General features: G+C 71.9%; 11 protein-coding genes. 7 read left to right on the forward strand and 4 right to left on the reverse strand.

The genetic code is table 11. From position 1 onward, the window contains the following. Nucleotides 1-2: 2 nt before the first annotated feature. Entirely contained in the window at nt 3-1,295 is a 1,293-nt protein-coding gene (locus WMF27_RS17765; protein WP_437767692.1) for a BMP family lipoprotein, read from the reverse strand. An 88-nt stretch (nt 1,296-1,383) separates the two neighbouring features. Further along, nucleotides 1,384-2,598, reverse strand: coding sequence for a vWA domain-containing protein (locus WMF27_RS17770; protein ID WP_437944341.1), 1,215 nt, complete (start codon nt 2,596-2,598; stop codon nt 1,384-1,386). 301 nt (nt 2,599-2,899) lie between these two features. Here WMF27_RS17770 and WMF27_RS17775 point away from each other — a divergent pair, with 301 nt between their 5' ends. Both WMF27_RS17775 and WMF27_RS17780 read left to right on the forward strand, forming a co-directional pair. Beyond that, nucleotides 2,900-4,561, forward strand: a complete 1,662-nt coding sequence (locus tag WMF27_RS17775) for an SLC13 family permease (protein ID WP_437944342.1) — start codon at nt 2,900-2,902, stop codon at nt 4,559-4,561. Next, the gene (locus WMF27_RS17780; RefSeq protein WP_437944343.1) at nt 4,558-5,766 is read left to right on the forward strand and encodes a glycerate kinase family protein; all 1,209 of its coding nucleotides are present in this window, start codon (nt 4,558-4,560) and stop codon (nt 5,764-5,766) included. Before WMF27_RS17775 ends, WMF27_RS17780 begins: the two co-directional genes overlap by 4 nt. A 20-nt stretch (nt 5,767-5,786) precedes the next feature. On the opposite strand, the gene WMF27_RS17785 is transcribed toward WMF27_RS17780, so the two are convergent. Next, entirely contained in the window at nt 5,787-7,376 is a 1,590-nt protein-coding gene (locus WMF27_RS17785) for a metallophosphoesterase family protein (protein ID WP_437944345.1), read from the reverse strand. A 115-nt stretch (nt 7,377-7,491) separates the two neighbouring features. Between WMF27_RS17785 and WMF27_RS17790 the strand changes: the two genes are divergently transcribed. The 4 genes from WMF27_RS17790 (at nt 7,492) to WMF27_RS17805 (ending at nt 14,573) form a co-directional block, all read left to right on the forward strand. Continuing rightward, nucleotides 7,492-8,772 (forward strand): SUMF1/EgtB/PvdO family nonheme iron enzyme, encoded by a 1,281-nt coding sequence (locus WMF27_RS17790; RefSeq protein WP_437944346.1) that lies wholly within the window; start codon nt 7,492-7,494, stop codon nt 8,770-8,772. Nucleotides 8,773-9,437: 665 nt separating this feature from the next. Beyond that, nucleotides 9,438-10,265, forward strand: coding sequence for a hypothetical protein (locus WMF27_RS17795; RefSeq protein ID WP_437944347.1), 828 nt, complete (start codon nt 9,438-9,440; stop codon nt 10,263-10,265). A gap of 552 nt (nt 10,266-10,817) precedes the next feature. Further along, a complete protein-coding gene (locus WMF27_RS17800; protein ID WP_437767685.1) occupies nt 10,818-12,635 on the forward strand; it encodes a serine/threonine protein kinase in 1,818 nt (605 codons plus the stop codon). 36 nt (nt 12,636-12,671) lie between these two features. After that, nucleotides 12,672-14,573 (forward strand): PEGA domain-containing protein, encoded by a 1,902-nt coding sequence (locus WMF27_RS17805; protein ID WP_437767684.1) that lies wholly within the window; start codon nt 12,672-12,674, stop codon nt 14,571-14,573. 217 nt (nt 14,574-14,790) lie between these two features. On the opposite strand, the gene WMF27_RS17810 is transcribed toward WMF27_RS17805, so the two are convergent. Next, a complete protein-coding gene (locus WMF27_RS17810) occupies nt 14,791-18,468 on the reverse strand; it encodes a Kelch repeat-containing protein (RefSeq protein WP_437767683.1) in 3,678 nt (1,225 codons plus the stop codon). A gap of 272 nt (nt 18,469-18,740) precedes the next feature. On the opposite strand from WMF27_RS17810, the gene WMF27_RS17815 reads away from it, so the two are divergent. Continuing rightward, nucleotides 18,741-22,220 carry a thrombospondin type 3 repeat-containing protein gene (locus WMF27_RS17815; protein ID WP_437767682.1) on the forward strand — a complete coding sequence of 1,160 codons (3,480 nt, stop codon included), beginning with the start codon at nt 18,741-18,743 and terminating at the stop codon, nt 22,218-22,220. Nucleotides 22,221-22,253: the final 33 nt, after the last annotated feature.

A 22,253-nucleotide genomic window follows, 5' to 3' on the forward strand; every position in this document is an offset into this window, starting at 1 on the left:
GGCTACTTGCTCGGCCCGGTGATCCCCCGGACGAGCTGCGGCAGATACCAGATCTGCTGGGGCGTCGCGGCCTCGCCGTCCTTCAGGAACTCGGTGCCGTCCTGGAACTTGAGCGGCCCCTTGAAGAGGTCGAGCCCGTTGGCGAGCTCGATGACGAACGCGCCGAGCGGCGCCTGCGCCTCTCCCAGCGCGGCGCCAGGCCCGAAGCCGACGACCGACGACGCGCCGTTCAGGTCGCGGAAGTCGGGCCCTTGCCAGACGAACTCGCTCGCGTACTTGCCCGCGCGCGCCTTCTCGATCGCGTCGCGGTAGAGCGGCGCCCAGTTGTAGTATGCGACGCCGAGGCAGATCTCCGGCGCCAGGTCGCAGCCGGCCCTGTGGTCGTAATGGACGTACTTGACCTTCTTGCCCGCGCCGCTCGCCTTCTTGGCCTGCAGCGCGGCCTCGGGCGTGTCGAGCCCGGTCATCAGCACGTCGAAGCCGCCGCCGATGAAGTCGTCGGACACCTTGGTGGGGTCGAGGGTGACGCCCGGGATGTTGAACCAGAAGCCGATCCACGTGACCTTGAACGTGAGGTCCTCCGGCTTCTTCTTCTGGTACTTCTCCCAGCAGTACCGCGCGCCGAGGTACGCCGCGGTGACCAGCCGGCGGGTCTCGTCGTTCACGAGCGGGCCGACAACCCCGATCTTGCCCGTCTCGGTGCCGAGCGCCGCGGCGCACCCGGCGATGTGCTGGGCCGTCTCGATACGCCCCATGAGGTTGCCCAGGTTGGGCTGGGGCTTGTGGTTCTTGCCCTCCTTCCAGGCGTAATCGCCGGAGATGTGGATGACCGTGACCTCCGGGTGCTTGCGCGCGGTCTCGAGGGCGTCGTCCTTGTAATCGTCGGAGTTGTACACGACGAACCGCGCGCCCCGGGAGATGAGGTCGTCCGCGACCTGGGAACCCTTCACGTTCGGGCGATCGGACGGGTTCACCTTGTCGACATACTCGAAGCCGACGTCCGGCATCTTGGCGAGCACCGACCGGATGCCGTCGTGATGGGCCTGGTTCCACCCTTTGTCGTTGTAGGGGCCGACCAGCACCATGCCGACCTTGTATGCGGCGGCGGGCGCAGCGCTCGCCGGCGCCGCGGCGCCGGGGCCGGCGGTCTTCTCCGAGGGCGGGCTCGTGCTCGTCGACGAGCCCTGGCACGCGCCGGCCAGCAGCGACAGCGCGATGGTGAGGACGGCGGGCGGGCGGGCAGCGGATCGCGGGACAGCGAGGGCGGCGGGCGACTTCGGCGAGCGCGGTGTCACCGAGGCATCGTGGGCGGGAATGTCGCAGGGTGTCAAGAACCGCCGAGACGGACGACGCCGAGCGCAGGTGCTGCGCGTCGTCCGCGTTTCACTGCGGTATCACGATCACGTCTTCGCAGGTGAAGTCGACCCCCAGGGCCGCTTCGGGGTCCGACTGGATCGTGGCGCACGTGCTGTCGCAGAGCACGATCTGGGTCGGGTTCGCGGCGCTGTCGTAACGCCAGGCGTTCTCGCTCGCGCACTCCTGGTCGTAGGAGAGCGCCGTCGGGTTACCTCCGCCGCTCTGGTACGTCACGCGGACCCGCTGCGCGTCGAAGCTCCGCCCGTCGGGAGCGGGCGGGATCTCGACCGTGCAGGAGACCGAGGCGCCGCGGATCGCGTCGATCGCCGCCTTGAAGGCGGCCGAGGTCGCCCCGGGATTGCCCGTGTCGATCAGGTAGGCTCGCTCCGTCCCGCCCGCGTCGGCGATCTGGTGCAGGTTGTCGAGGTCGTGCGGCGCGCCCTCGATCGGCGGGTTGTCGACGCCGATGACGTACGTCGGGACGCCGTCCTCGAGCGCGCCGGCCGCGGCGTCCGACACGCGCTGGATCCTGTTGGACTCCGTGCCGCAGCCCGCAGGATAGCCGTCCGTGACGAGGACGATGGCGTACCTGCCGGGCGTGGCCCGCCGCTGGTCTTCGACGTACGAGATCGTCCCCTGCATGACGAACAGCGTCGGCGTGCCGCCGCGCCAGTCGGCGCTGGTGGCCGGGGTGACGGCGGTGATCGCCGCCTCGAAGCGCGGAGAGGGCAGCGGCGTCATCGGGACCTCCGGTGTCTCGTAGGTCTCGGCCGAGCACTTCTCATCGCGGTCCTCGTCGTCGCTCGGAAAGAACCTGAGCGACGCGTTGATGCCCTCGGACAGGGGATCACCGAAGAACTGCTTCGTCGCCGCCACGACGGGATCCCACTTGAGCTCCTTATCGTACCAGGGCTCGTCGCCCATGCCCATGCTACCGGACACGTCGAACGCGAAGGCGAGGTACACGGGCTGGAGATCGGCGCTGGCCGACTGGGTGGCGCACGCCCCACCTTGGCCCGAGGAGCTGCCGTTGCTCGAGGAGCCGCCTTGCCCCGAGGAGCCGCTTGCGCCCGGACCGCCCGATCCGAAATCGCCGCTCGTGCTCTGGGAGCTCCCTTGGCCAGAGCCCCCGCTCCCCGGGCCGCCGCTCTGGGAGCTCCCGTCGCTGGCACCATTGCCCCCACATCCAACGCCGATCGCACCCACTGTCAGCAACACAATGGCCATCGTGGGCAGTCTCATAAGTCGAACCCTCCATGAAGCGCGGCCGGGCGCGTGTCGCCGGCGCCAAAGCCGTCGATTCTGCGTGAGGCACCCGGAGCAGACACGGCCGTGAAGCTCGCTCCCGGTGCTCGCCATCCGGCAAGCATAGCTGACCAACATGGCAGCCGGACGACGCACGGAGCAGAAATGATGCTTTCCGCCAACGCGGTCCGGCAATGAGTTGCCGCGACCCAGCATTTCTTGAAGTGTGGTCTCCTCTCTCACCACAGCTCGGTGCGCGACGCCCGGTGTGTGGAAGTGGCTGAGAGCGCCGGCTCTGGTGGGCAAGGTCGTCGACGAGGCGGAGCTTGGCGCCGAACGTGGACGGCGCCGCGCCGGGCTTGGGTCGGGCGCATCCGCGGCCGTGATCGCGGCCTGCGGGCAGCCTGTCTCGCCAGCACGGTTGCAGGATGGGGCACGGACTATGCCTTCCTCCAAGCGGGCGATCTTCATGTCATCGAACGACGCAAATCATGATGATGCGCCCGACCTCGAAGCCGCGGATGGCAGCCATGCCGTGGCCGCCCGTACGCCGCCCTCGCGGCCGGCCCCGCCGCGCCCGGCCGATCGGGTTCGCGTCCTCCTGCCCCTCTCGCTGACGATCGCTGCGGGGATCGCCGTCGTCCTGCCGGCGACGTTGCCGGCGCCCGCCCGGATCGCGCTCTTCGCCGTGCTGCTGGCGATCATCCTCTGGTCGACCACGTCGCTCGACGTGGCGTACGTCGGGCTCGGCGCGGCGCTGCTCCTCCTCCTGACCGGCGTCAGCCCCCAGGAACGGCTCTTCGACTCCCTCGCGTCCGACGTCATCTGGTTGATGATAGGGGCGTTCATCCTGGGCGGCGCAGTCGAGCAGTCCGGCCTGGCGATGCGGATGGCGCAGCGCGTGGTCGAGCGCGCTCGCACCGTGCGCGGCCTGTTCTGGTGCTTGACTGCCGTGCTCATCCCGTCGTCGCTCCTCGTCCCGTCGGTCTCCGGCCGCGCCGTGATCGCCATTCCCATCTTCCGCAGCATCTCTTCCATCACGGCGGATCCGCGCATCGCCCGCGCCCTCGCGCTGCTGTTCCCCACCGTGATCCTGGTCAGCACCATCGGCTCGCTGGTCGGCGCGGGGTCTCACCTCGTGGCGAACCAGCTGCTGAGCCAGGTCACCGGCCGCCGGCTGTCCTTCGGCGAATGGGTCCTCTACGGGATGCCGTTCGGCATGGTGGCCAGCGGCGCCGCCTGCGCGGTCATCATGGCGCTCTTCCTCGATGGCGAGCGCCGCGGGCGACGCATCCGGGTTCCCCGGCGCCCGCGAGGCTCCCTGTCGCGCTCGGAGCGGATCACCCTGGCCGTCGGCGCGACGATGGTCGCGCTCTGGCTCTCGGAGCGGTGGCACGGTTACGAGAGCGCAACGGTCACGCTGGCCGGCGCGCTCGTGCTCACGGCGCCCGGCAGCGCGCTCCGCTGGAAGGAAGGCGTGAAGGCGGTCGACTGGAACCTCCTCCTCTTCGTCGGAGCAGCGCTCGTCCTGGGAGGAGCGCTGATCGACACGGGCGCGTCCGGCTGGCTCTTTCAGGCGCTGCTCCGCAACAGCGGTATCGAGAGCGCCGGAGGGCACCTGCTCCTCGTCGTGGCGGTCGGCGTGATGTCGCTGACGTCCCATCTCTACCTCACCTCCCACGTCGCTCGCATCGTCGCGCTCGGCCCCATCTTGCTGCAGCTCGCCGCCGATCGCGATCTCGACCCCGCGGCGCTCATCTTCCTCGGCACGGTCGGCATCGATTACTGCCTGACGTTCCCGGTGAGCTCCAAGGCGCTCCTGATGTTCCAGGGGCTCGACGGAGAGACGTTCCGCCCGGCGGATCTCCTGCTCCTCAGCGCCGTCCTGCTCCCGATCCACCTGGCGTTGATCGCCGTCTTTCACTTCACCTACTGGCGCTGGATGGGGCTCGCGCCATGACGAGCCCCCTGCGCATCCTGATCGCTCCGTCGGGCTTCAAGGAATGCCTGGACGCGGAGCAGGTCGCCGAGGCCATCGCGACGGGCATCCGGCGCGCGCTGCCGGAAGCGCGCCTCCTGAAGGCGCCGCTCACGGACGGCGGCGAGGGCTTCACCCGGGCGCTGGTCAAGGCGACGGGCGGCTCCTTGCACCCCACCATCGTGACAGGCCCGCTGGGCCAGCCCGTCGCGTCCCATTTCGGCTTCCTCGGCGGCGCAGGACCACGGACGGCGGTGCTCGAGATGGCCGCTGCCGCCGGGCTCCGCCTCGTCCCGCGTCACGCGCGCAACCCGATGGCCACGACGACACGCGGCGTCGGCGAGCTGATCCGCGCCGCGCTCGACGCGGGCGCGGCGCGGCTGCTCATCGGTTGCGGTGACTCCGGCACCAACGACGGCGGGGCGGGCATGGCCCAGGCGCTGGGCATCCGCCTGCTGAACGCGGCGGGGAGCGAGATCGGAGCGGGAGGAGGAGCGCTGCTGGAGCTCGACCGCATCGACCTCTCGGGCAGGGACTCCCGCATTCCCCGCGTGCAGATCGACGTGGCGTGCAACTGGCGCAACGTCCTCTGCGGCGCCGGCGGCGTGGCGCGCGTGTTCGGCCCGCAGAAGGGCGCCTCGCCGGAGACCGTCGAGCGGCTGGAGGCAGCCCTGGAGCGCTACGCCGCCATCATCGCGCGCGACGTGGGCGTGGACGTGAGAACCATGGCGGGAGGAGGCGCCTCCGGAGGCCTCGGCGCGGGGCTCCATGCCCTGCTGAAGGCGACGCTCTTGCCTCGCTACGATGTCCTCGTCCGCTACCTGGACCTGGACGGCCTCCTGCGCGACGCCGATCTCGTCGTCACCGCGGAGGGGGGGCTCGACGCCCGGACCTCGCGCGGCAAGATGCCGGCGGAGCTGGCCAGACGCGCAAAGCACTTCAGGCTGCCGGTCATCGCTCTGGCAGGGACCATCGACGAGGATGCGCGCGTGAACTACGCGTGCGGCATCGACTCGTTCTCGTCGATCCTCGAGGCTCCATGCACGCTGTCCGAGGCCATGGATCGCGCGCCCTTCCTGATCGCGAACGCGGCCGAGAACGCGCTGCGCTACATCCTCATCGGCCGAGGTCTCCCCGGGCTCCGCAAGGCGCGCGGGCATCCGCGTCCACGCGCGCGGGCGGGCTGACCCGACCCGGGTCGGGTCGGTCAGGACACCTCGGCCTCGGCCGGGGCCGGCGGCGCCGGCGCGGCGGAGCGCGCGGGGCGGAGCGGGTGGGTCTCGACGCGCCAGATACCGTCGTCCGTCAGGCGGATCGCCGCGAACCTGGCGACGCCGTCGAGGTGGCCGTCGGTCTCGTGGCCGAGCGTCGACGAGGGGTGCGCGTACACGCTGACGCGACCGCCGCTCTTCGAGCGGTAGTGGCCGAAGAACGCGAGGTGCTTGTGCCCGTGGAGCACGAGCGCGCTGTTCTTCTTCGGGTTCTTCTGCTGGTACGCCGCGAGCATCTCGAGGAGGCGCGGGCCATCCATGGCGATCATGAACGTGTCGTTGAGCGAGATCGGCCCCGCGAGGCGCGCCACGTGGTGGTGGAGCAGCACGATGACCGGGCCGGACCCCCGCCGGAGCGCGCGGGCGAGGCGCCGCAGCTGAGCGCCGCCGATCTGCCCGATCGCGCTCGACCCCACGAACCGCGACCGGTAACGGTTGGAGTTGAGGCCGAAGATCCGGATTCCGCCCTCGAGCTCGATCCGCCTCGGATACAGGCCGGCGATCGCGCGCAGCCGCCGCCGCGCGCGCTTGCGGGCCGGGAGGTGGAGGGGAGGCTGGAAGGGGCCGCGCTCCACGCGGGTGAGCACCTCGATGAAGCGCTGCTCGCGCTCCGCCCGCTTCGTGAGGTAGGGGTCAGGCGACGTGCCGACGTTGATGGCGACATCGTGGTTGCCAGGCACCATGAGCACCTGCGAGGAGGCCGGGATGCCGGAGAGCGCCGCCTCGAGCTGGTCCCACTGCGCCTCTTCCCCGAGATCGGTCATGTCGCCCGTCAGCGCGACGAGCGGCGGCTTCATGGCGGCGATCTCCGCCACGAGCCGCTGGAGCCGGCCTGTCAGCTCGGCGGTGTCGGGGCGAGGGGCCCCTTCCGGCCACGCGGCGGAGCCCTCCTCGATCTCGTACGGCTCGCGGCCGCCCGCCGTGATGTGGAGATCGGAGATCTGGCAGAGGACGAGCCGCCCGCCGGGGATCGCGTCGCCAGGATCGGGGAAGAGCGTCGCCGCGCCGCCATACCGCAGGATCACGCGGGTCGCCTCGCCCAGGGCGGACGCGAGCCAGGCATAGAGCGAGACCCCGAGCGCGAGCGCGGCGAGCGCCGTGCACACGGCCAGGACGAGCGCGGCCCCGCCGCCGAAGGAGAGCCTGCCGCCCGCGGGGAACCAGGACGCGAGGAAGGAGAGGAACGACCCGTCCAGCCACGCGGAGAGCCAGGTGGGGACGCCGATCTCGAGGGCGTACACGGCGAGCCCGCCGGCGCCGCAGGCCGCGGCGAGGAGCACGAACAGCAGGATCAGGCGATCGCGGACGACGTCGATGACGTCGACGACCTCGCCGAGCCTCCCCCGGAACGACGAGCGGAAGTAGCGGCTCCCGTAGGAGATCTTCTTCCATGTCTCCGGCCGCCACACGCGGCCTTCGCTCACGACGCTGGAGACGACGAGGGCCGGGGTGATGACCAGCGCGAGCAGGACGAGCACCGGCAAGAGCGCCAGGTAGAGGACTCGGAGGGCCGCCCTTCGCGCCATGCCTCATTTGACGTGCCCCGGGCAGGACCGTCAAGGAGCCGCTCGGACCGCGCGCGCCCCGAAAGTTGCCGGAATCCATGGATGCTCGTAGCAGTAAGCGCGAGCTCGCGCGCTGATGTCCTGCACCGAGACGCCGATAGAGCCGGCCTGCGCCCTGCGATCACCCGCGTCGAGCGGCCCGCCGCCCGCGCTCTCGACCGGCGCGCGCGCGGCGCCTGCGCGCCGGCGTGGCAGGGCCGCGGCCCTCGTCGCCGCGGGCGCTGCCGGCGCGGGGGCGGCCGTGTGGACCAGCGCGGCTGTGGCCGTGTGGGCCGGGGCGCCCGCGACGGCGGCGCGCAGCGCGGCGCCGCTCGTGGCGAGCGCGGCGAGCGCGCTGCCGGAGCGCGCGCCGACGGCGCCGCCAGAGCGCGTGACGCTCGCGGCGGATGACGAGGACGCCGAGCCCGGCACGCTGGAAGAGCAGCGCCTCCGGCTGTTCGCGCGGATGCGGCGCGAGCTCGCGCTCCCCGACGAGGCGATGCGGCAGGTCGAGGCGATCTTCGCGGCGTCGACGGTGCTCGGCCAGGGCAACCCCGCGCTGACGCGGCACCCGATGTCACGATCCGAGTGCCGCCGCATTCGAGCGCTCTCGGGCGTCGAGCCGGCGCGCGAGCCGGCCTGCGGCGCGCCGGGGATGGTGCCGCTCTTCGATCCCACGCGCGGTCAGACCGCGGCAGACGCCCCCGCGTGCATCGATCAGCTCGAGTTCCCGAACGTGCCCTGCGAGTACCCCGTGGTGCACGTCCGGGCCCGCGAGGCGGCGCTCCTGTGCAGGGCGGTCGGGAAACGGATCTGCGACGCGCACGAGTGGGAGGGGGCGTGCGCCGGCGCCCTCCGGGATCCGGACGTCGAGTACGAGTGGGCGCGCCCCCGGAACGAGGCGAGCTGGCACCACAACCTCCTGCGCGAGAAGGTGTGGAGCTACGGCCCCACGAAGAACCACGCGCTCTGCGGGACGGGGAGCTCCCGCACGCCGGGCTGTCCAGGCGGCGGGTGGGACCGCTGCGGCTCCAACACGTATCCGGCCGGCGCGTTCCCCGCATGCCGGAGCAGCCTCGGTGTCTTCGATCTGCACGGCAACGTGGCCGAGCACATGAGCCTGCCCATCCTGCCCGAGGAGCTCGCGCGGCACGGCGATCGGGGCTTCACCGAGATGAAGGGCAGCTGGTTCGCGTTCTCGTCGATGGAGGTCCACGCCGACGACTGCCGCTTTCGCGCCCCCGACTGGCACGCGACGCGCCTCATGAGCAGGGGCAGCCACGCGAACTACCACCTTGGATTCCGCTGCTGCAAGGACATCACGCCGCCGGACGGCGCCGAGCGAGACGAGGGCGTCGACCACCAGGGCGCCAGGTGAATCCATCCACACAGATTTAACCACATGAGCCCACGTACGCGCATCGGGTGGTCCATGGGCGCAGGATCTCGCCGACGCGGCTCGTTTCGAGCGCCCGCCGCGAAGTTGCGGTGGCGGAGGCAGACGATTACGGCCCGAGGCGATCGAATCGTGTCGTGCCTCCGTTGGGGCACAAACGGCGCAGCCTGAGCACGTCAGGCGCAGAGGGTCCGACGTCGTGCGCGGGTTGCGGCCCGGTCAGACGAGCGGCGAGGAGGCGCCGCGCGCCGTCGCGAGCGGGCCTCGACGCCTCTCGTTCACGACGGCCGCGGCGCGGGCGGGAGCGCAGGTGCTCTGCTCGAAAGCCCGCGAGAGAGGCGCTGCGCGCGGCGCGCGGCGCCTGCCCCCGAGGCGTTGAGTTCGCCATCTCCAGCATGGGGCGCGCGACCCGCGGGCGAACCGCGCTCCGATCGGGGGCCGTCCCGCCGGTCTCCGCGTTGAGAACCCGGAAAACCAAGGCCGGCGTCGATCCAGAGAATGCCTTTTTGCGGACGCCCTAAGGCCGGTGACACGAGCTCGCAGCGGCAGTGTCTGCACACGAGGACTGAGGCACACAGCCTGCTCTTCGATGAGCCCAGGGTGGCTCGGACCTTCCGGCCATCACGGGATATTGAGGAGGACAACACATGCTCTCGATTCATGGCAAGGTGCTGGGGCTCGCGGTGGTGATGGCGGCGCTGGGCACGGGGTGCGCCGTTGATGCGGTGAGCGACGCGGATCTCGACGAGGCCGGCGTCGACGAGGTCGAGCAGGTCGATTCGACCACCGCGGCGCTCGAGGACGGCGCGTCGGCGAGGGGCGGGTATCAGGGGCCGTACGGCGGCAAGGGCGGGCCGATCGGCGCGCAGGGCCCCATGGACCTCGGCCAGGGGCCGGTCGGCGTGCAGGGACCGGCGAGCCCCGGCCTGCAGGCGCCGATCGGCCAGATGGGGCAGGGGCCTGTCGGCCAGGGGCCTGTCGGCCAGGGGCCTGTCGGCCAGGGGCCCGTGGGCGTGCCGGGTGGCGTGCCGGGCGTCGGTGGCGTGCCGGGCGTGGGCGGCGTGCCGTTCGGCGGCCTCGGCGGCCTCGGCGGCTTCGGCGGCTTCGGCGGCTTCGGCGTGCCTGCCGCGCTCATCTCGAGTTGCACCACCTTCAACACCGCGTTCGTTCCCGACTGCTTCCCGTGCAACAACTTCGGTTCCCCCTGCTGCTGCAACCGGCCCCGCAACCCCTGCAATCCGGGCATCGGCGGCCCGCTCAACGGCGGGTTCTCGGCCGGCCCCTGCGGCGGCGGGTTCCAGGGTCCCTGCAATGGCGGTTTCACGGGGGGCTTCTGCGGCGGCAACGGGTTCTCGGGGGGCTGCGGCAACGCCGGGTTCGTGGGCCCCTGCGGTGGCGGGTTTGCGGGCGGCCCCTGCGGCGGCAACGCCGGGTTTGCGGGCGGCCCCTGCGGCGGCAACGGGTTCGGCTGGTAACTGCGGGGCCTCGGGCCTCGACCGCTGACGCCAGCCGCGGAGACGGCGCGGGGCTCGGAGGAAACAGGCCCAGCGCCGCGCGCAGGCCGCCACGGGAGAGCGTGAGTCGCTCGCGCTCGATGGCCGATCTCGGGTCGGCCCCTCGTCGCCGCTCTCCCCCGCGAGCTCCGCCGGCGCCGCAGCGGGCTCACCACCTCGGCGGCCAGCGGACGGCGGGAGCGTGACGGCAGCGCTCGAGCGGCCCAACGGCAGAGGCTGGGCCTGCGCCGGCGGGGGCGACCCATGTGAGGTGAGGTCGTCGCCGCCAGCGCGGGTCGCGGACGCAGGGGGCACGGCGCCACGCCGCCGTGCCCCCGAGGCCCGCGCGGGATGGATGATGGCGGCGGGACGGCCAGCGAGGATGGTGAGGACGCGCTGCGCCTCGGGAGCGCGGCGCGGCCCCCGAAATTGCGCGGAACTGCACCCGAGTCCAGCGAGTCCGCGCCGGCGGCATGCGCCGCCTTCACGGGCGTTGCTACGCCGCGAGCGATCCCTTAGAGTGGCGCTAACGCTGTGATCGGCACGATCATCGACGGCAAGTATCAGATTCGCAAGCTCCTCGGCGAGGGCGCCATGGGCTCGGTCTACGAGGCCGAGCACACGGGGACCGGCCGGCGCTGCGCCGTGAAGGTGATCAGCTCGGCGGATCTCACCCGCGACCCGAAGGTCGTGAGCCGCTTCCAGCGCGAGGCGCGCGCGGCGGGCGCGATCGACACACAGCACATCACCCAGGTGCTCGACGCCGGCGTCGATCGCGGCTCGAACCTGCCGTTCCTCGCGATGGAGTTCCTCGCGGGCGAGGACGTCCACGAGCTCATCAAGCGCGTCGGCCCGCTCGCGCCCGACCTCGCGCTGCGCATCGTCGCGCAGTCGTGCATCGGGCTCCAGAAGGCGCACGAGGCGAGCGTCGTCCACCGCGACATCAAGCCGCACAACCTGTTCCTCGCGCGCCGCGACGCCGGCGAGATCCTCGTCAAGCTGCTCGATTTCGGGATCGCCAAGGTGAAGATGGACCGGGCGAACGAGACCGAGAGCGCCGATCTGACGCGCACCGGGAACCTGATCGGCTCGCCGCTCTACATGTCGCCCGAGCAGGCGCGCGGCCAGAAAGAGATCGACCACCGCACCGACATCTGGTCGCTCGGCGCCGTGCTCTACCAGCTGCTGACCGGGCGGACGCCGTACCATCACATCACCGCGCTCGGTGAGCTGATCATCGCGATCTGCTCGGATCCTCCGCCGCATGTGCAGGATTTCGCCCCGTGGGTGGCGCCCGAGATCGCGGCGATCGTGCACCGATGCCTCCTGCAATCCCCCGGGCAGCGCTACCAGAGCGCGCAGGAGATGTTCGGCGCCATCCGGCCGCTCCTTCCGTACGGCTGGGGCATCCACGAGAGCATGCTCGTGCCGCTGCCGGAGGCCGTGCACCGCCAGTCCGCGCCGCGGCTCGCGATGAACGCGCCGCCCGCGAACCAGAGCGGCGCGTACGCAGCGGCCTCGCCGGCCAACCAGAGCGGCGGGTACCCCGCGTTCTCGCCGGCCAACCAGGGCGGCGTGTACGCCGCGACCGCGCCGGCGAACCAGAGCGGCGGGTACCCCGCGGTCCCGCAGGAGCACCGCGGAGGTTACTCCTCGTTCGCGCCTCCCCCGCTCCAGAGCGGGCCGCCGGCGGCGATCATTCCGGCCGCCAACCACGCCGGCGCTGCCACGACGGGGGCGCTCACGCAGTCGCACCGCGGCACGCAGCCCGGCGTGCCGCGGGTGCCGGTGGTGGCCGGCGCCGCGCTCGCCGCAGCGGTCATCGCGGCGGGCGTGTACTTCATCAGCCGGCCGTCGCCGGAGCCGGTCGTGCAGCCGGAGGCGAAGGCGACCGTCGAGACGCTCCCGCCTGCGGCGGCCACGCCGACGTCGACCGCGCTGACGTCGACCGCCCCGACGGCGCCGCCGGCCGCGACGCCGACGACGCCGGAGGTGGTCGCGGCGGTCGAGCCGCAGCCGAAGCGCGTTCAGGTCGTCATCCTGCCCGCCGACGCCTCGGTCGAGGTCGAAGGCAAGCGCGTGACGACGCGCAACGGGATCCTCGACATCACCGGGCCGCCCGGGAGCGTGCACAGGGTGCGCGTCTTCAAGAAGGGGGGAGGCGAGGCGATGGCCGACGTCGTGGTGACCGACACCGGCGCGCTGCCGCCGAAGGTCGAGCTCACGCCGACCTCGGGGAAGGGCGGTACTGCGACGTCGGCGAAGAGCGCCTCGACCGCGCCGCCGGCGCCGCCGCCCGCGCCCACGACCCCCAAGGGGATCATCGACAACACCGACGAGTTCGGAAAGTAGCAGCGGAACGACAGGCTGAGTACGGTGCTCGATCGAATGGATCTGCGTACGCGGCGCGGCGGCTCTCGTCCTCTCTCCCTCGCGCGGCGTCCCCGCGCAGCGCCGCGGCTGCGCGCGCTCTCGGCCGCGGTCGCGGTCGCGGTCGCCGCCGGACCGGCGCTCGCGCAGCCGGCGCCGCCGGCGCCGCCGGCCACGGACGCCGCCACGCCGGTCAAGGAGGGCGCCGCGCCCGCCGCGGAAGCCGGCGCGCCGGCCAGGGAGAGCGTCGCGCCGGCCACCGGGGCTGCGGTGCCGGCCGAGGAGGCGCCCGTCTCCGAGACGGACCGGCAGGTGGCGCGGCTCCACTTCGAGAAGGGGCTCACGCTGCTGCGCGAGGAGGCGTGGGGCCCTGCGCTCGCGGAGTTCCTCCTCTCGCGCAAGCTCTTCCCGACGCGCGCGGCCACGAACAACGCCGCGATCGCGCTGCGCAAGCTCCAGCGCTACGACGAGGCGCTCGAGATGTTCGAGACCTTCCTCCGCGATTTCACCATGTCGGCCGCCGAGCGCGCGGCCGCGCAGCGGGAGATCGCGGAGCTGCGGGCGCTCGTGGGGACGCTCGACATCACGAACGCGGAGCCCGGGGCGTCCATCGTGGTGAGCGGCGAGGAGCGCGGGCAGTACCCGCCCGTCAAGCCGATCCGCGTGGCGGCGGGCCCGCACGTCGTCCGCGTCTTCAAGGAAGGCTACGAGCCGGTGGAGACGCGCGTCGACGTCGCCGGGGGGCAGACCGTCACGGTGAACGCGAAGCTCCGCAGGCTGACCCGCTCCGGCCGGCTGCGCGTGGTGGAGCGCGCCGGCAAGACGGTCGACGTGCTCGTGGACAACGTCGTCGTGGGGCAGACCCCGTGGATCGGCGCGCTGTCGGTCGGCGACCACATGGTCGCGCTGCGCGGCGCGGGGAAGCTCGGGACGCAGCCGACGGCGGCGCCCGTGAAGCCGCAGGAGCTCACGACGCTGTCGCTGCTCGCCGAGGACCTCGACGCGTCGCTGCGGATCGACCCCACGCCGCCCGGCGCGAGCGTGTGGATCAACTCGGTCAACGTGGGCAACGGCGTCTGGCTCGGCCGGCTCAAGGCCGGCGCGCACCGGGTCGAGGTGAAGGCCAACGGGTTCGTCACCGGGACGCGCACGGTGACGCTGCAGAAGGGCCAGCGCCAGAGCCTCGACATGCGGCTCGAGCGCGACGAGGACGCCGACATCTGGCGCAAGCCCCCGAAGATCACGCTCGACGTGAGCGCGTCGTTCCTGCTGGCGCCGACGCTGGGCGGGGCGATCACGGACGGCTGCGATTCGGGTTGCTCCAGCTCGCTCGGCCTCGGCGGGCTCGGCATGATCCACGGGGGTTACGAGCTCGGCTCGGGGATCGGCGTCGGGGTCGAGCTCGGCGGCCTGTTCGCGGCGCAGCAGCTCGACGAGCGCTCGGCGACGCTCAGGCCGGTCGGCTACCGGGATCCGCTCGACGGCACGGCGAGCGACACGCTCCGCCTGGGCGGCTTCCTCGCCGGCGCGACGTTCGGATACCACTTCGGCGAGGACTTCCCGGCGCTGCTCCGGCTGGGCGCCGGGGTGCTCGTCGGCGAGGTCCGCGACGAGCGGACCGGCAGGTTCAGGACGACCGGCGGGGAGTCGTTCAACACGTTCCCGGTGGTCGACTTCGCCCCGGCGACCTACTTCTACACGGATCCTGAGGTGCGGCTCGGCCTGCGGCTCGGAGAGCGGTGGGAGGTGTCCGGTAGCCTGAAGCTGCTTCTCCTGATCGGCCTCAGCAAGCCGAAGTGGGACAGGACGATCGAGCTGGCGGCGGCGAGCGACGGGATCGGCACGTACGAGCCGGACTCGCTCATGGGCGATTTCGTCTTGATGATCTCGCCCGGGGCGAGCCTGCGTTACCAGTTCTGACGAGACCCGCGCCGACGCGCCGGTGCGCGGCCGCGAGGCGTTGCATGCGTCTCGATCGTCTACAGCGGTTTCCGCCCACCTCTGCACCATGCAGAGCGGCGGTCACCCGCACAGGAGACGGGCCCAGATCGGCGTTTTCGGCGCGGAAGCGCACTCCGGTGCGCTGAGCACCGAAAACGTCGAGGTGGGCCCGTATCCGAAGCGGGTGACCGCCGCTCTAGAGCGCGCGCCGCCGGCGGCGAAGCCCGGCCAGCGCCGCGGCGACGCCGAGGAGGACGGAGAGGCGCGCTGCGTTGCGCTCGGCGGGGGCGCCGACGACGCCGCAGGAGCAGGACGGGACCTCCGACGGATCGATCTGCGGGACGCACTGGTTCTCGAGGTTGCACACCATGCCATCGACGCAGTCGGCCACCGATCTGCACGGTGAGGCGCAGGCGCTTCCGCCCGGCGGGCAGCTGTACGGGGTGCAGTCCGTGTCGGCGCCCGGGGACCGGAGCGTGTGCTCGCCGTCGCAGCTCGGTCCGATCTCCTCGAGGTCGGCGCAGACGCCGTCGAGGCAGACGAAGTCCTGGATGCAGTCGTCGTCGGAGGCGCAGGAGGTCTTGCAGGCGGTCTCGTCCGCGCACTTGAACCCGCCGCAGCGCTCGACCTCCGGCTCCTTCTCGCCGCCGTCTCCTGTGCAGAAGAAGCGCGTGAGCGTCGCGGGACCCACGATGCAGCCCTCGTCTGGGCAGGAGCACGTGAAGGTCCTCGCGACCGCCCCTTCCACAGGGAACATGCACTTGGCGTCGGTGGCGCCGCCGCAGTAGCCGGCACACGCGCCGTCACCGGGGCAGGCCTCGCGCCGGAAGGTGCCGCCCTCGTTGGGGTGCGGCGCTTCGTGGTCGACAGGCGTCCCGACGTTCGTGCACCTGCCGACGTTGTTCACCACGTCGCATGCCTGACACTGGCCATCGCACGCGAAATCGCAGCAGAATCCGTCGACGCAGTGACCCGAGACGCACTGGCGATCGCGAGCGCACTCGGCGCCGTTGGCGAGTCGATCGAGACACAGACCCGACCCGGGCGGCGCGCCACCCGATCCGGCGGACGCTCCGCCTGCGCCACCTGCACCTCCGCTGCCTCCAGCGGCTGCGCCGCCGGCACCAGCGCCACCCGATCCAACGGCGGCGCCGCTGGCACCAGCGCCACCCGATCCAGCGGACGCGCCGCCTACACCGCCGGCACCAGCGCCACCCGATCCAGCGGATGCGCCGCCTGCGCCCGCGCCACCCGATCCGGCGGAGGCACCGCCCGCGCCACCCGATCCAGCGGACGCGCCGCCTGCACCCGCGCCACCTGCTCCAGCGGACGCGCCGCCTGCGCCGCCTGCACCCGCGCCGGTGGACGCGCCGCCCGCGCCACCACCACCCGTTCCGGACGATGCACCTCCGGCGCCGCCGGCCTCACCACAGGCGTCCGGATCGCCGACGCCGACGTCGCACCAACCGCTCTCGTCGCAACCGCAGTCGTCCAGGCAATAGAGGATGCACCTGTTGTTGCTGCCGCAGCGGCCGGGCTTGCAGTCCTTCGTGGATTCATGAGCGAGCGCGCGCCCCTGGCCATCGCAGCGGTTGTGCACTTCGATCTGGTTGACGCAAACGACGGGGAGCTCCGTGTCGAGCTTCGCAGGACCACAGGTGCCATCGCTGCCCGTCCCCTTGCCCGACGCCGTGCACGAGAAGCACTCCTGGTCGCACGCCTCGTTGCAGCAGACGTTCTCCGTATCGGAGCAATGCCCTGATGCACACTCCTGATCGTGCGCACACGGCTCGCCGTTCGCCTTGATGAGCAGCTGCGCGCTGGCGAGCACCTGCGCGTTCGTGGCCCCGATGCCGCCCGCGACGAGCACCGCCCGGCCTGCGACGCGGTCGGTGCCGGCGTTGACGACGACGGCGGCGTGCTCCCGGCGAGCCTCCAGTGCAAGCGAACCGGCCGGCAGGCTGAGGGCGCTGAACTTCCTGGTCAGCGGATCGTAGATGGCGGCGCTCGAGAGCGAGGTCGTGCCGTCGAACCCGCCGGCGATGAGGACGCCGCCGGTGGGCAGCAGGCTCGCCGTGTGGTTGGCGCGCGCGTTCGCCATGGAGATCGGCGTCGGCTGGAGCTCGAAGCCCCGCTTCGTCGGATCGGCCACGCCGTCGTGGTAGATGTCGACGGTGCGGACGTAGGCGCCGCCAGAGACCCGGGTGGTGCCTCCGACGAGGATCACCTCGCCCGAATCGAGCGTCGTCGCCGCCTGACCGCCCAGCGCCTCCGCAGGGTCGATGAGCGTCGCCGTGTGGAAGCCGCGGAGGGCGCTCATCTGCGCCGTCATCGGGGTCGCGGAGGGGGAGAGGACGGCGATCGGCCGGAAGACGCCCTCGTCCTCGTGGAAGATCTCGGCCGAGGTGAGCGCCGCGCCCGAGAGGACGAAGCCGCCTGCGACGAGCACATTCCCCGTCTTCAGGCGGACCGCCGTGTGGGCGTGGCGCGAGGTCGCCATGCTGCCCACGGAGGCGAGCGTGCTCGTGACGGGCGCGCCGCCGTTCGGTCCGAAGGCGCTGAAGGTGTAGAGGGAAGCGGAGCTCGTGGGCTGGTTGAGCGGATCCGCGAGGCCGCCTGCGACCAGGACCACGCCTGGATCGAGGAGGGTGGCCGAGTGATTGAACCGGCCCAGCGAGGCCCCCGCGTCCCTGACGAACTGGCCGGTGGCCGGGTTGTAGACCTCGACGGCAGCGACCGGCGTGCCGCTGGTGCGCTGGCTGCTGCCGCCCACGACGACGACCGCCGGCGGCGGAGGCGCAGGATCCGACGGCGCCGCCGGGGCGAGCTTCGTGACTGCCGTGGCGGTGTGCGCGCCGCGCGCGACGTTCATCGCGCCGGTGCTCGCGAACGTGCGGTCGAGCGGGAAGTACAGCTCCGTCGTCGCCAGCGCGTCCCCGGACGCGTCGAACCCGCCCGCGAAGAGCACGGGGCTCGCAGGGTTCGCCGGGTCGATCACGGTGGCGGTGTGAAGGGCGCGCGGCGTGATCATCTGGTTCGTCGTGGCGATCCACTGCGGGTCGACGAGCGCCGGGTACCGGACGCCGGCGGGCTGCCATCCGACGATCACCGTGCACGCCGTCGCGCCCGGCGGGGTGACCGGCCGGCCCCACGGAGCGCGAGGGCTCGTGTCGACGGCGCAGCCCTCGACGGAGAGCGAGGCCGGAACGCGCGCGCCGGTCGCGTCGACGAGGTAGGGGGGCGCGACGCGCAGGCGGGGCGAGCCGCCGGCGTCGAGGAACTCGAGCGTGCGCTCCACGAGGCGGAGGCCCGAGACGGCGGTGACGTCGACCCGGTAGCGGAGCTCCTTGCGCGCCGGCTCCTGCTCGAAGACGACGAAGTCCTCGGTGCCGTTCGGGAGGACGCGGTGCAGGACGTCGCGGGCGCCGCCACCTTCGGCGCGCAGCGCGCCTGCGTAGAGGACGAGGCCGCTGTCGACCGCCGCAGGCACGTCGGCGGCGTCGACGAGGGAGAAGGCGATCGAGACGCGAGACGCGCCGTCGGCGAGGCGCACCGGACCGGCGGCGCGCGCCGGGAGCTCGACGGACGCCGCGGCGGCCTCCGGGGCTGCCGCGCGCAGGGCGCCGGCCGGAGTCGCCGCGACGATCTTGACGGGGCTGGAGGCGAGGACGTCGGCGAAGCGCGCGCGGATCGCGGCGATGCGGGCGCGCGCTCCGGGCGGCGCCGCCTGAGGCGACCCGGGGCCGGGCGGGGGGGAGCGGCGCGAGGCGCCCTCGTCGGAGCAGCCAAGGACCTGGGGGAGAATGGCGCACGCAGAGAGCAGCGCAGCCGTTCGCAGCCTGAAGCCGAGTCGCAGCACGCGGTGGTTTCGCAAGGGTCGTTCCGTGGTCGGCGCGGCGCGCGCGACGTGAGAGGGCGGATCTGGGCCATCCTAACAGAAGGCGGCCCGCGGCCGAACAGTGAGGCGGCGCGTCGAGAGCGGCGGGGGGCTCCTCCGACGTGTCCTCCGACACGGGGACGCGGCGGCGGGCGATCGCCGCTCGATCGAGCGCGCGGCCGAGGAAAACCTCCCCAGGAGGCGGGCGAAACTGGGTAGGCTTACGGGGGCGCTGTCGCGTACGGCGCGATCTGTCTGGAGGAGCCGCGATGACTTTCCCCGCCTTGCCCTGGATGTCCCGCCACCTCGCGCACACCGGCGCCGCGCGACGCGGGATCGTGCCGCTGCTCGCGGGCCTGCTCGCGCTCGTGGCGCTCGCGCCACGGCCGGCGAGCGCGACGCTGTGGGACACGGACAACGATCAGGTCGCGAACGCGCTCGACAACTGTCCAGGGGTCAGCAACCCGAGCCAGTATGACGGCGACGACGACGGTCTGGGCGATGCTTGCGACAACGACGACGACGACGACGGCACCCTGGACGACACAGACCTCGACGACGACAACGATGGGACACCGGACACCGCCGACAAGTGTCCGACGATACCCACGCCGATGGCCGCGGATCCGGACGTCGACACCGACCGCGATGGCGTGCCGAACGTCTGCGACAACTGCGACACGTCCAGCAACGAAGACCAGCTCGACAGCGACGGCGACGGGATTGGAAACAGCTGTGACGATGACAACGACAGCGACGGCATCAACGACTTCGGCGCTCGTTCAGACAACTGCCTCAACGTCCCCAATAACAATCAACGCAACGACGACGGCGACAACTTCGGCGACGCCTGCGACAATTGTCCCGGAGCCTACAACAACGATCAGCGCGACAGGGACAACGACGGCATAGGAGATGCCTGCGACATCTGCGCGGACGACCCGAATACCGATCAACTCAACAGGGACGGAGACCTCTTCGGCGACGTTTGCGACAACTGCCCGGACGCGCCCAACACCAACCAAGCTGACAGCGATGCCGACGGGATCGGCGACGCGTGCGACAACTGCCGAACCACGCCGACCACGAACCAGGATGACGGCGACAGCGACGGGGTCGGCGACACGTGCGACAACTGTCCTGGCACGCCCAACAGCGGTCAGGAAGACGCGGACCACGACGGGATCGGCGACGCGTGCGACAACTGCCGAGAGCGAGCGAACGCGGACCAGGCGAACAGGGACGGCGACACGGTCGGCGACGCGTGCGACAACTGCGCTGGCGCGCCCAACGACGACCAGGTCGACGACGATCGCGACGGGGTCGGCGATGCGTGCGACAACTGCCTGGGACGCCCGAACGATCAGCAGAACGAGGACGGCGATCCCTTCGGAAACGCGTGTGATCTCTGCCCGTACGTGGCGACGCTGACCCAGGTCGACACCGACGGCGATGGCTTCGGCGACGCGTGCGACAACTGCCCGCGCCTCATCACCGCGAACCAGGCCGACGGCGACGGGGACGACGTCGGCAACGCTTGCGACAACTGCCCCGAGGTCGCCAACACGGATCAGATCGACGGCGACGGCGACGGCCTCGGCAACGCCTGCGACAATTGCCCCAGCGTCGCCAACGTCAGCCAGATCGACGAGGATCACGATGGGGTCGGCAACGTCTGCGACATTTGCCCCTCGACGCCGAACGGGCCGAACGACACGAACAACCAGGGCGACAGCGACGGGGACCAGAGAGGCGACTCCTGCGACAACTGCCCGGACGTGCCGAACGCGAACCAGACGAACACCGACGCCGCCACCGGCGACACGCAGGGCGACGCGTGCGACGACGACGACGACGCCGACGGCGTGCTCGACGCATCCGACAACTGCCCGACCGAGCCGAACACGAGCCAGCGCAACACGGACCGGAACCTGCCCGGCGGCGACACGCAGGGCGACGCGTGCGACAACGACGACGACGCCGACGGCGTGCCCGACGCCACCGACAACTGTCCGCTCCAACGCAACCTGGATCAGACGAACACGGACGAGGACCTGACCGACGGCGACGGGTTCGGCGACGCCTGCGATGACGACGACGACGCCGACGGCGTGCCCGACGTGAACGACAACTGCCCGACCGAGCCGAACAGCGCCCAGGCCAACACGGATCTGAACCTTGCAGGCGGCGATGCGCTGGGCGACGCGTGCGACGACGACGACGACGCCGACGGCGTGCTCGACGCCGCGGACAACTGCCAGTTCGCGCCGAACAGCACGCAGATCAACACCGACCTGAGCCTCGCCGGGGGCGACGCGCTGGGCGACGCGTGCGACAACGACGACGACGCGGACGGGGTGCCGGACGGGGGCGACAACTGCCGCACCACCCCGAACCCGGGGCAGGAGAACAACCCGAAGAACGGGCCCGAAGACGCGCTCGGTGACGAGTGCGACGATGACGACGACAACGATCGCGTCCTCGACGCAGATGACAACTGCGGATACGACATCAACACCAACCAGCTCGATACCGACGGCGATAGCGACGGGGACGTCTGCGACGACGACGACGACAACGACCACCTCACGGATGCAGAGGAGGCGGCGCTCCGGACCGACCCGACGAGCGTCGACTCCGACGGCGACACCATCGGGGACTTCGAGGAGGTGTTGAACCGCGACAATCCTGCCGATCCGACCAATAACACCGACGAGGACGCATTCATCGACGCCGTGGACCCCGACAGCGACGGCGACGAGGTGCTCGATGCCGAAGAGGCCGGGGATGCTCTGCTGAACACGCCGGCGACCGACACAGACGGCGATGGGACCCCGGATTACCGGGACACCGACTCGGACGACGATGGCGTGCTCGACGGCGACGACAACTGCCGCCTCATGGCGAACCCGCCGCCCGCGCCGGGCGAGCCGCAGGTCGACACCGATGGCGACGGCAAGGGCGACGTGTGCGACGGCGACTCGGACAACGACGGCACGCTCGACGTCGACGACAACTGCCCGAGCCTGGCGAACGCCGGGCAGCAAGACGCCGACGGCGACGGCACCGGCGACGCGTGCGATCCAGACGGCGATCCGGACGCCGACGGGGTGATCAACGAGGACGACAACTGCGATTTCGCGGCGAACCCGCCGCCTGCGCCGGGCGAGCCGCAGGCCGACATCGACGGCGACGGCCTCGGCGATCCCTGCGATGACGACGCCGACGGCGACTCGATACCTGACGCGGACGACAATTGCCCGCAGCTCGTGAATGCCGATCAGGCAGACGCCGACGCCGACCGCCGCGGCGACGTCTGCGACAACTGCCCGAGCCTGGCGAACGCCGGGCAGGAAGACGCGAACGGCGATGATCTCGGCGACGCCTGCGATCCCGACGGCGACGGGGTGGTGACCGACGCCGACAACTGCCCGAGCCTGGCGAACCCCGAACAGACCGACACCGACGAGGACGGCCAGGGTGACGCCTGCGAGCCGCCGGATCCGACAGGCAGCGGCGGCGGCGGAGGGGCCGGCGGGGCGGGCGGCGCCGGCGGCATGGGCGGCGCCGGCGGTGAGGCCGCGACGACGACTGCGACCAGCGGCGGCGCGACGTCGCCTGATTTCCAAGGCGGCTGCGACTGCCGCATGGGACGTGCGCCGATGCCCCGGGAAGCGTGGGGGATGCTGCTGCTCCTCGCCGCCGTGCTCCGGCGGCGAGGCCGGCTGCAACCGCGACGGGCAGCATGAATCCACGCCGCGGAAACTGGGCTCTGGCGATCA

The sequence above is a fragment of the Sorangium sp. So ce281 genome (assembly GCF_051527395.1).
Lineage (GTDB): Bacteria > Myxococcota_A > Polyangia > Polyangiales > Polyangiaceae > Sorangium > Sorangium cellulosum_B.

Coding starts and splice junctions, on each gene's coding strand:
- WMF27_RS17770 (WP_437944341.1), bottom strand. CDS start 2,598: ATGAGACTGCCCACGATGGCCATTGTGTTGCTGACAGTGGGTGCGATC.
- WMF27_RS17780 (WP_437944343.1), top strand. CDS start 4,558: ATGACGAGCCCCCTGCGCATCCTGATCGCTCCGTCGGGCTTCAAGGAA.
- WMF27_RS17785 (WP_437944345.1), bottom strand. CDS start 7,376: ATGGCGCGAAGGGCGGCCCTCCGAGTCCTCTACCTGGCGCTCTTGCCG.
- WMF27_RS17790 (WP_437944346.1), top strand. CDS start 7,492: ATGTCCTGCACCGAGACGCCGATAGAGCCGGCCTGCGCCCTGCGATCA.
- WMF27_RS17795 (WP_437944347.1), top strand. CDS start 9,438: ATGCTCTCGATTCATGGCAAGGTGCTGGGGCTCGCGGTGGTGATGGCG.
- WMF27_RS17805 (WP_437767684.1), top strand. CDS start 12,672: ATGGATCTGCGTACGCGGCGCGGCGGCTCTCGTCCTCTCTCCCTCGCG.
- WMF27_RS17815 (WP_437767682.1), top strand. CDS start 18,741: ATGACTTTCCCCGCCTTGCCCTGGATGTCCCGCCACCTCGCGCACACC.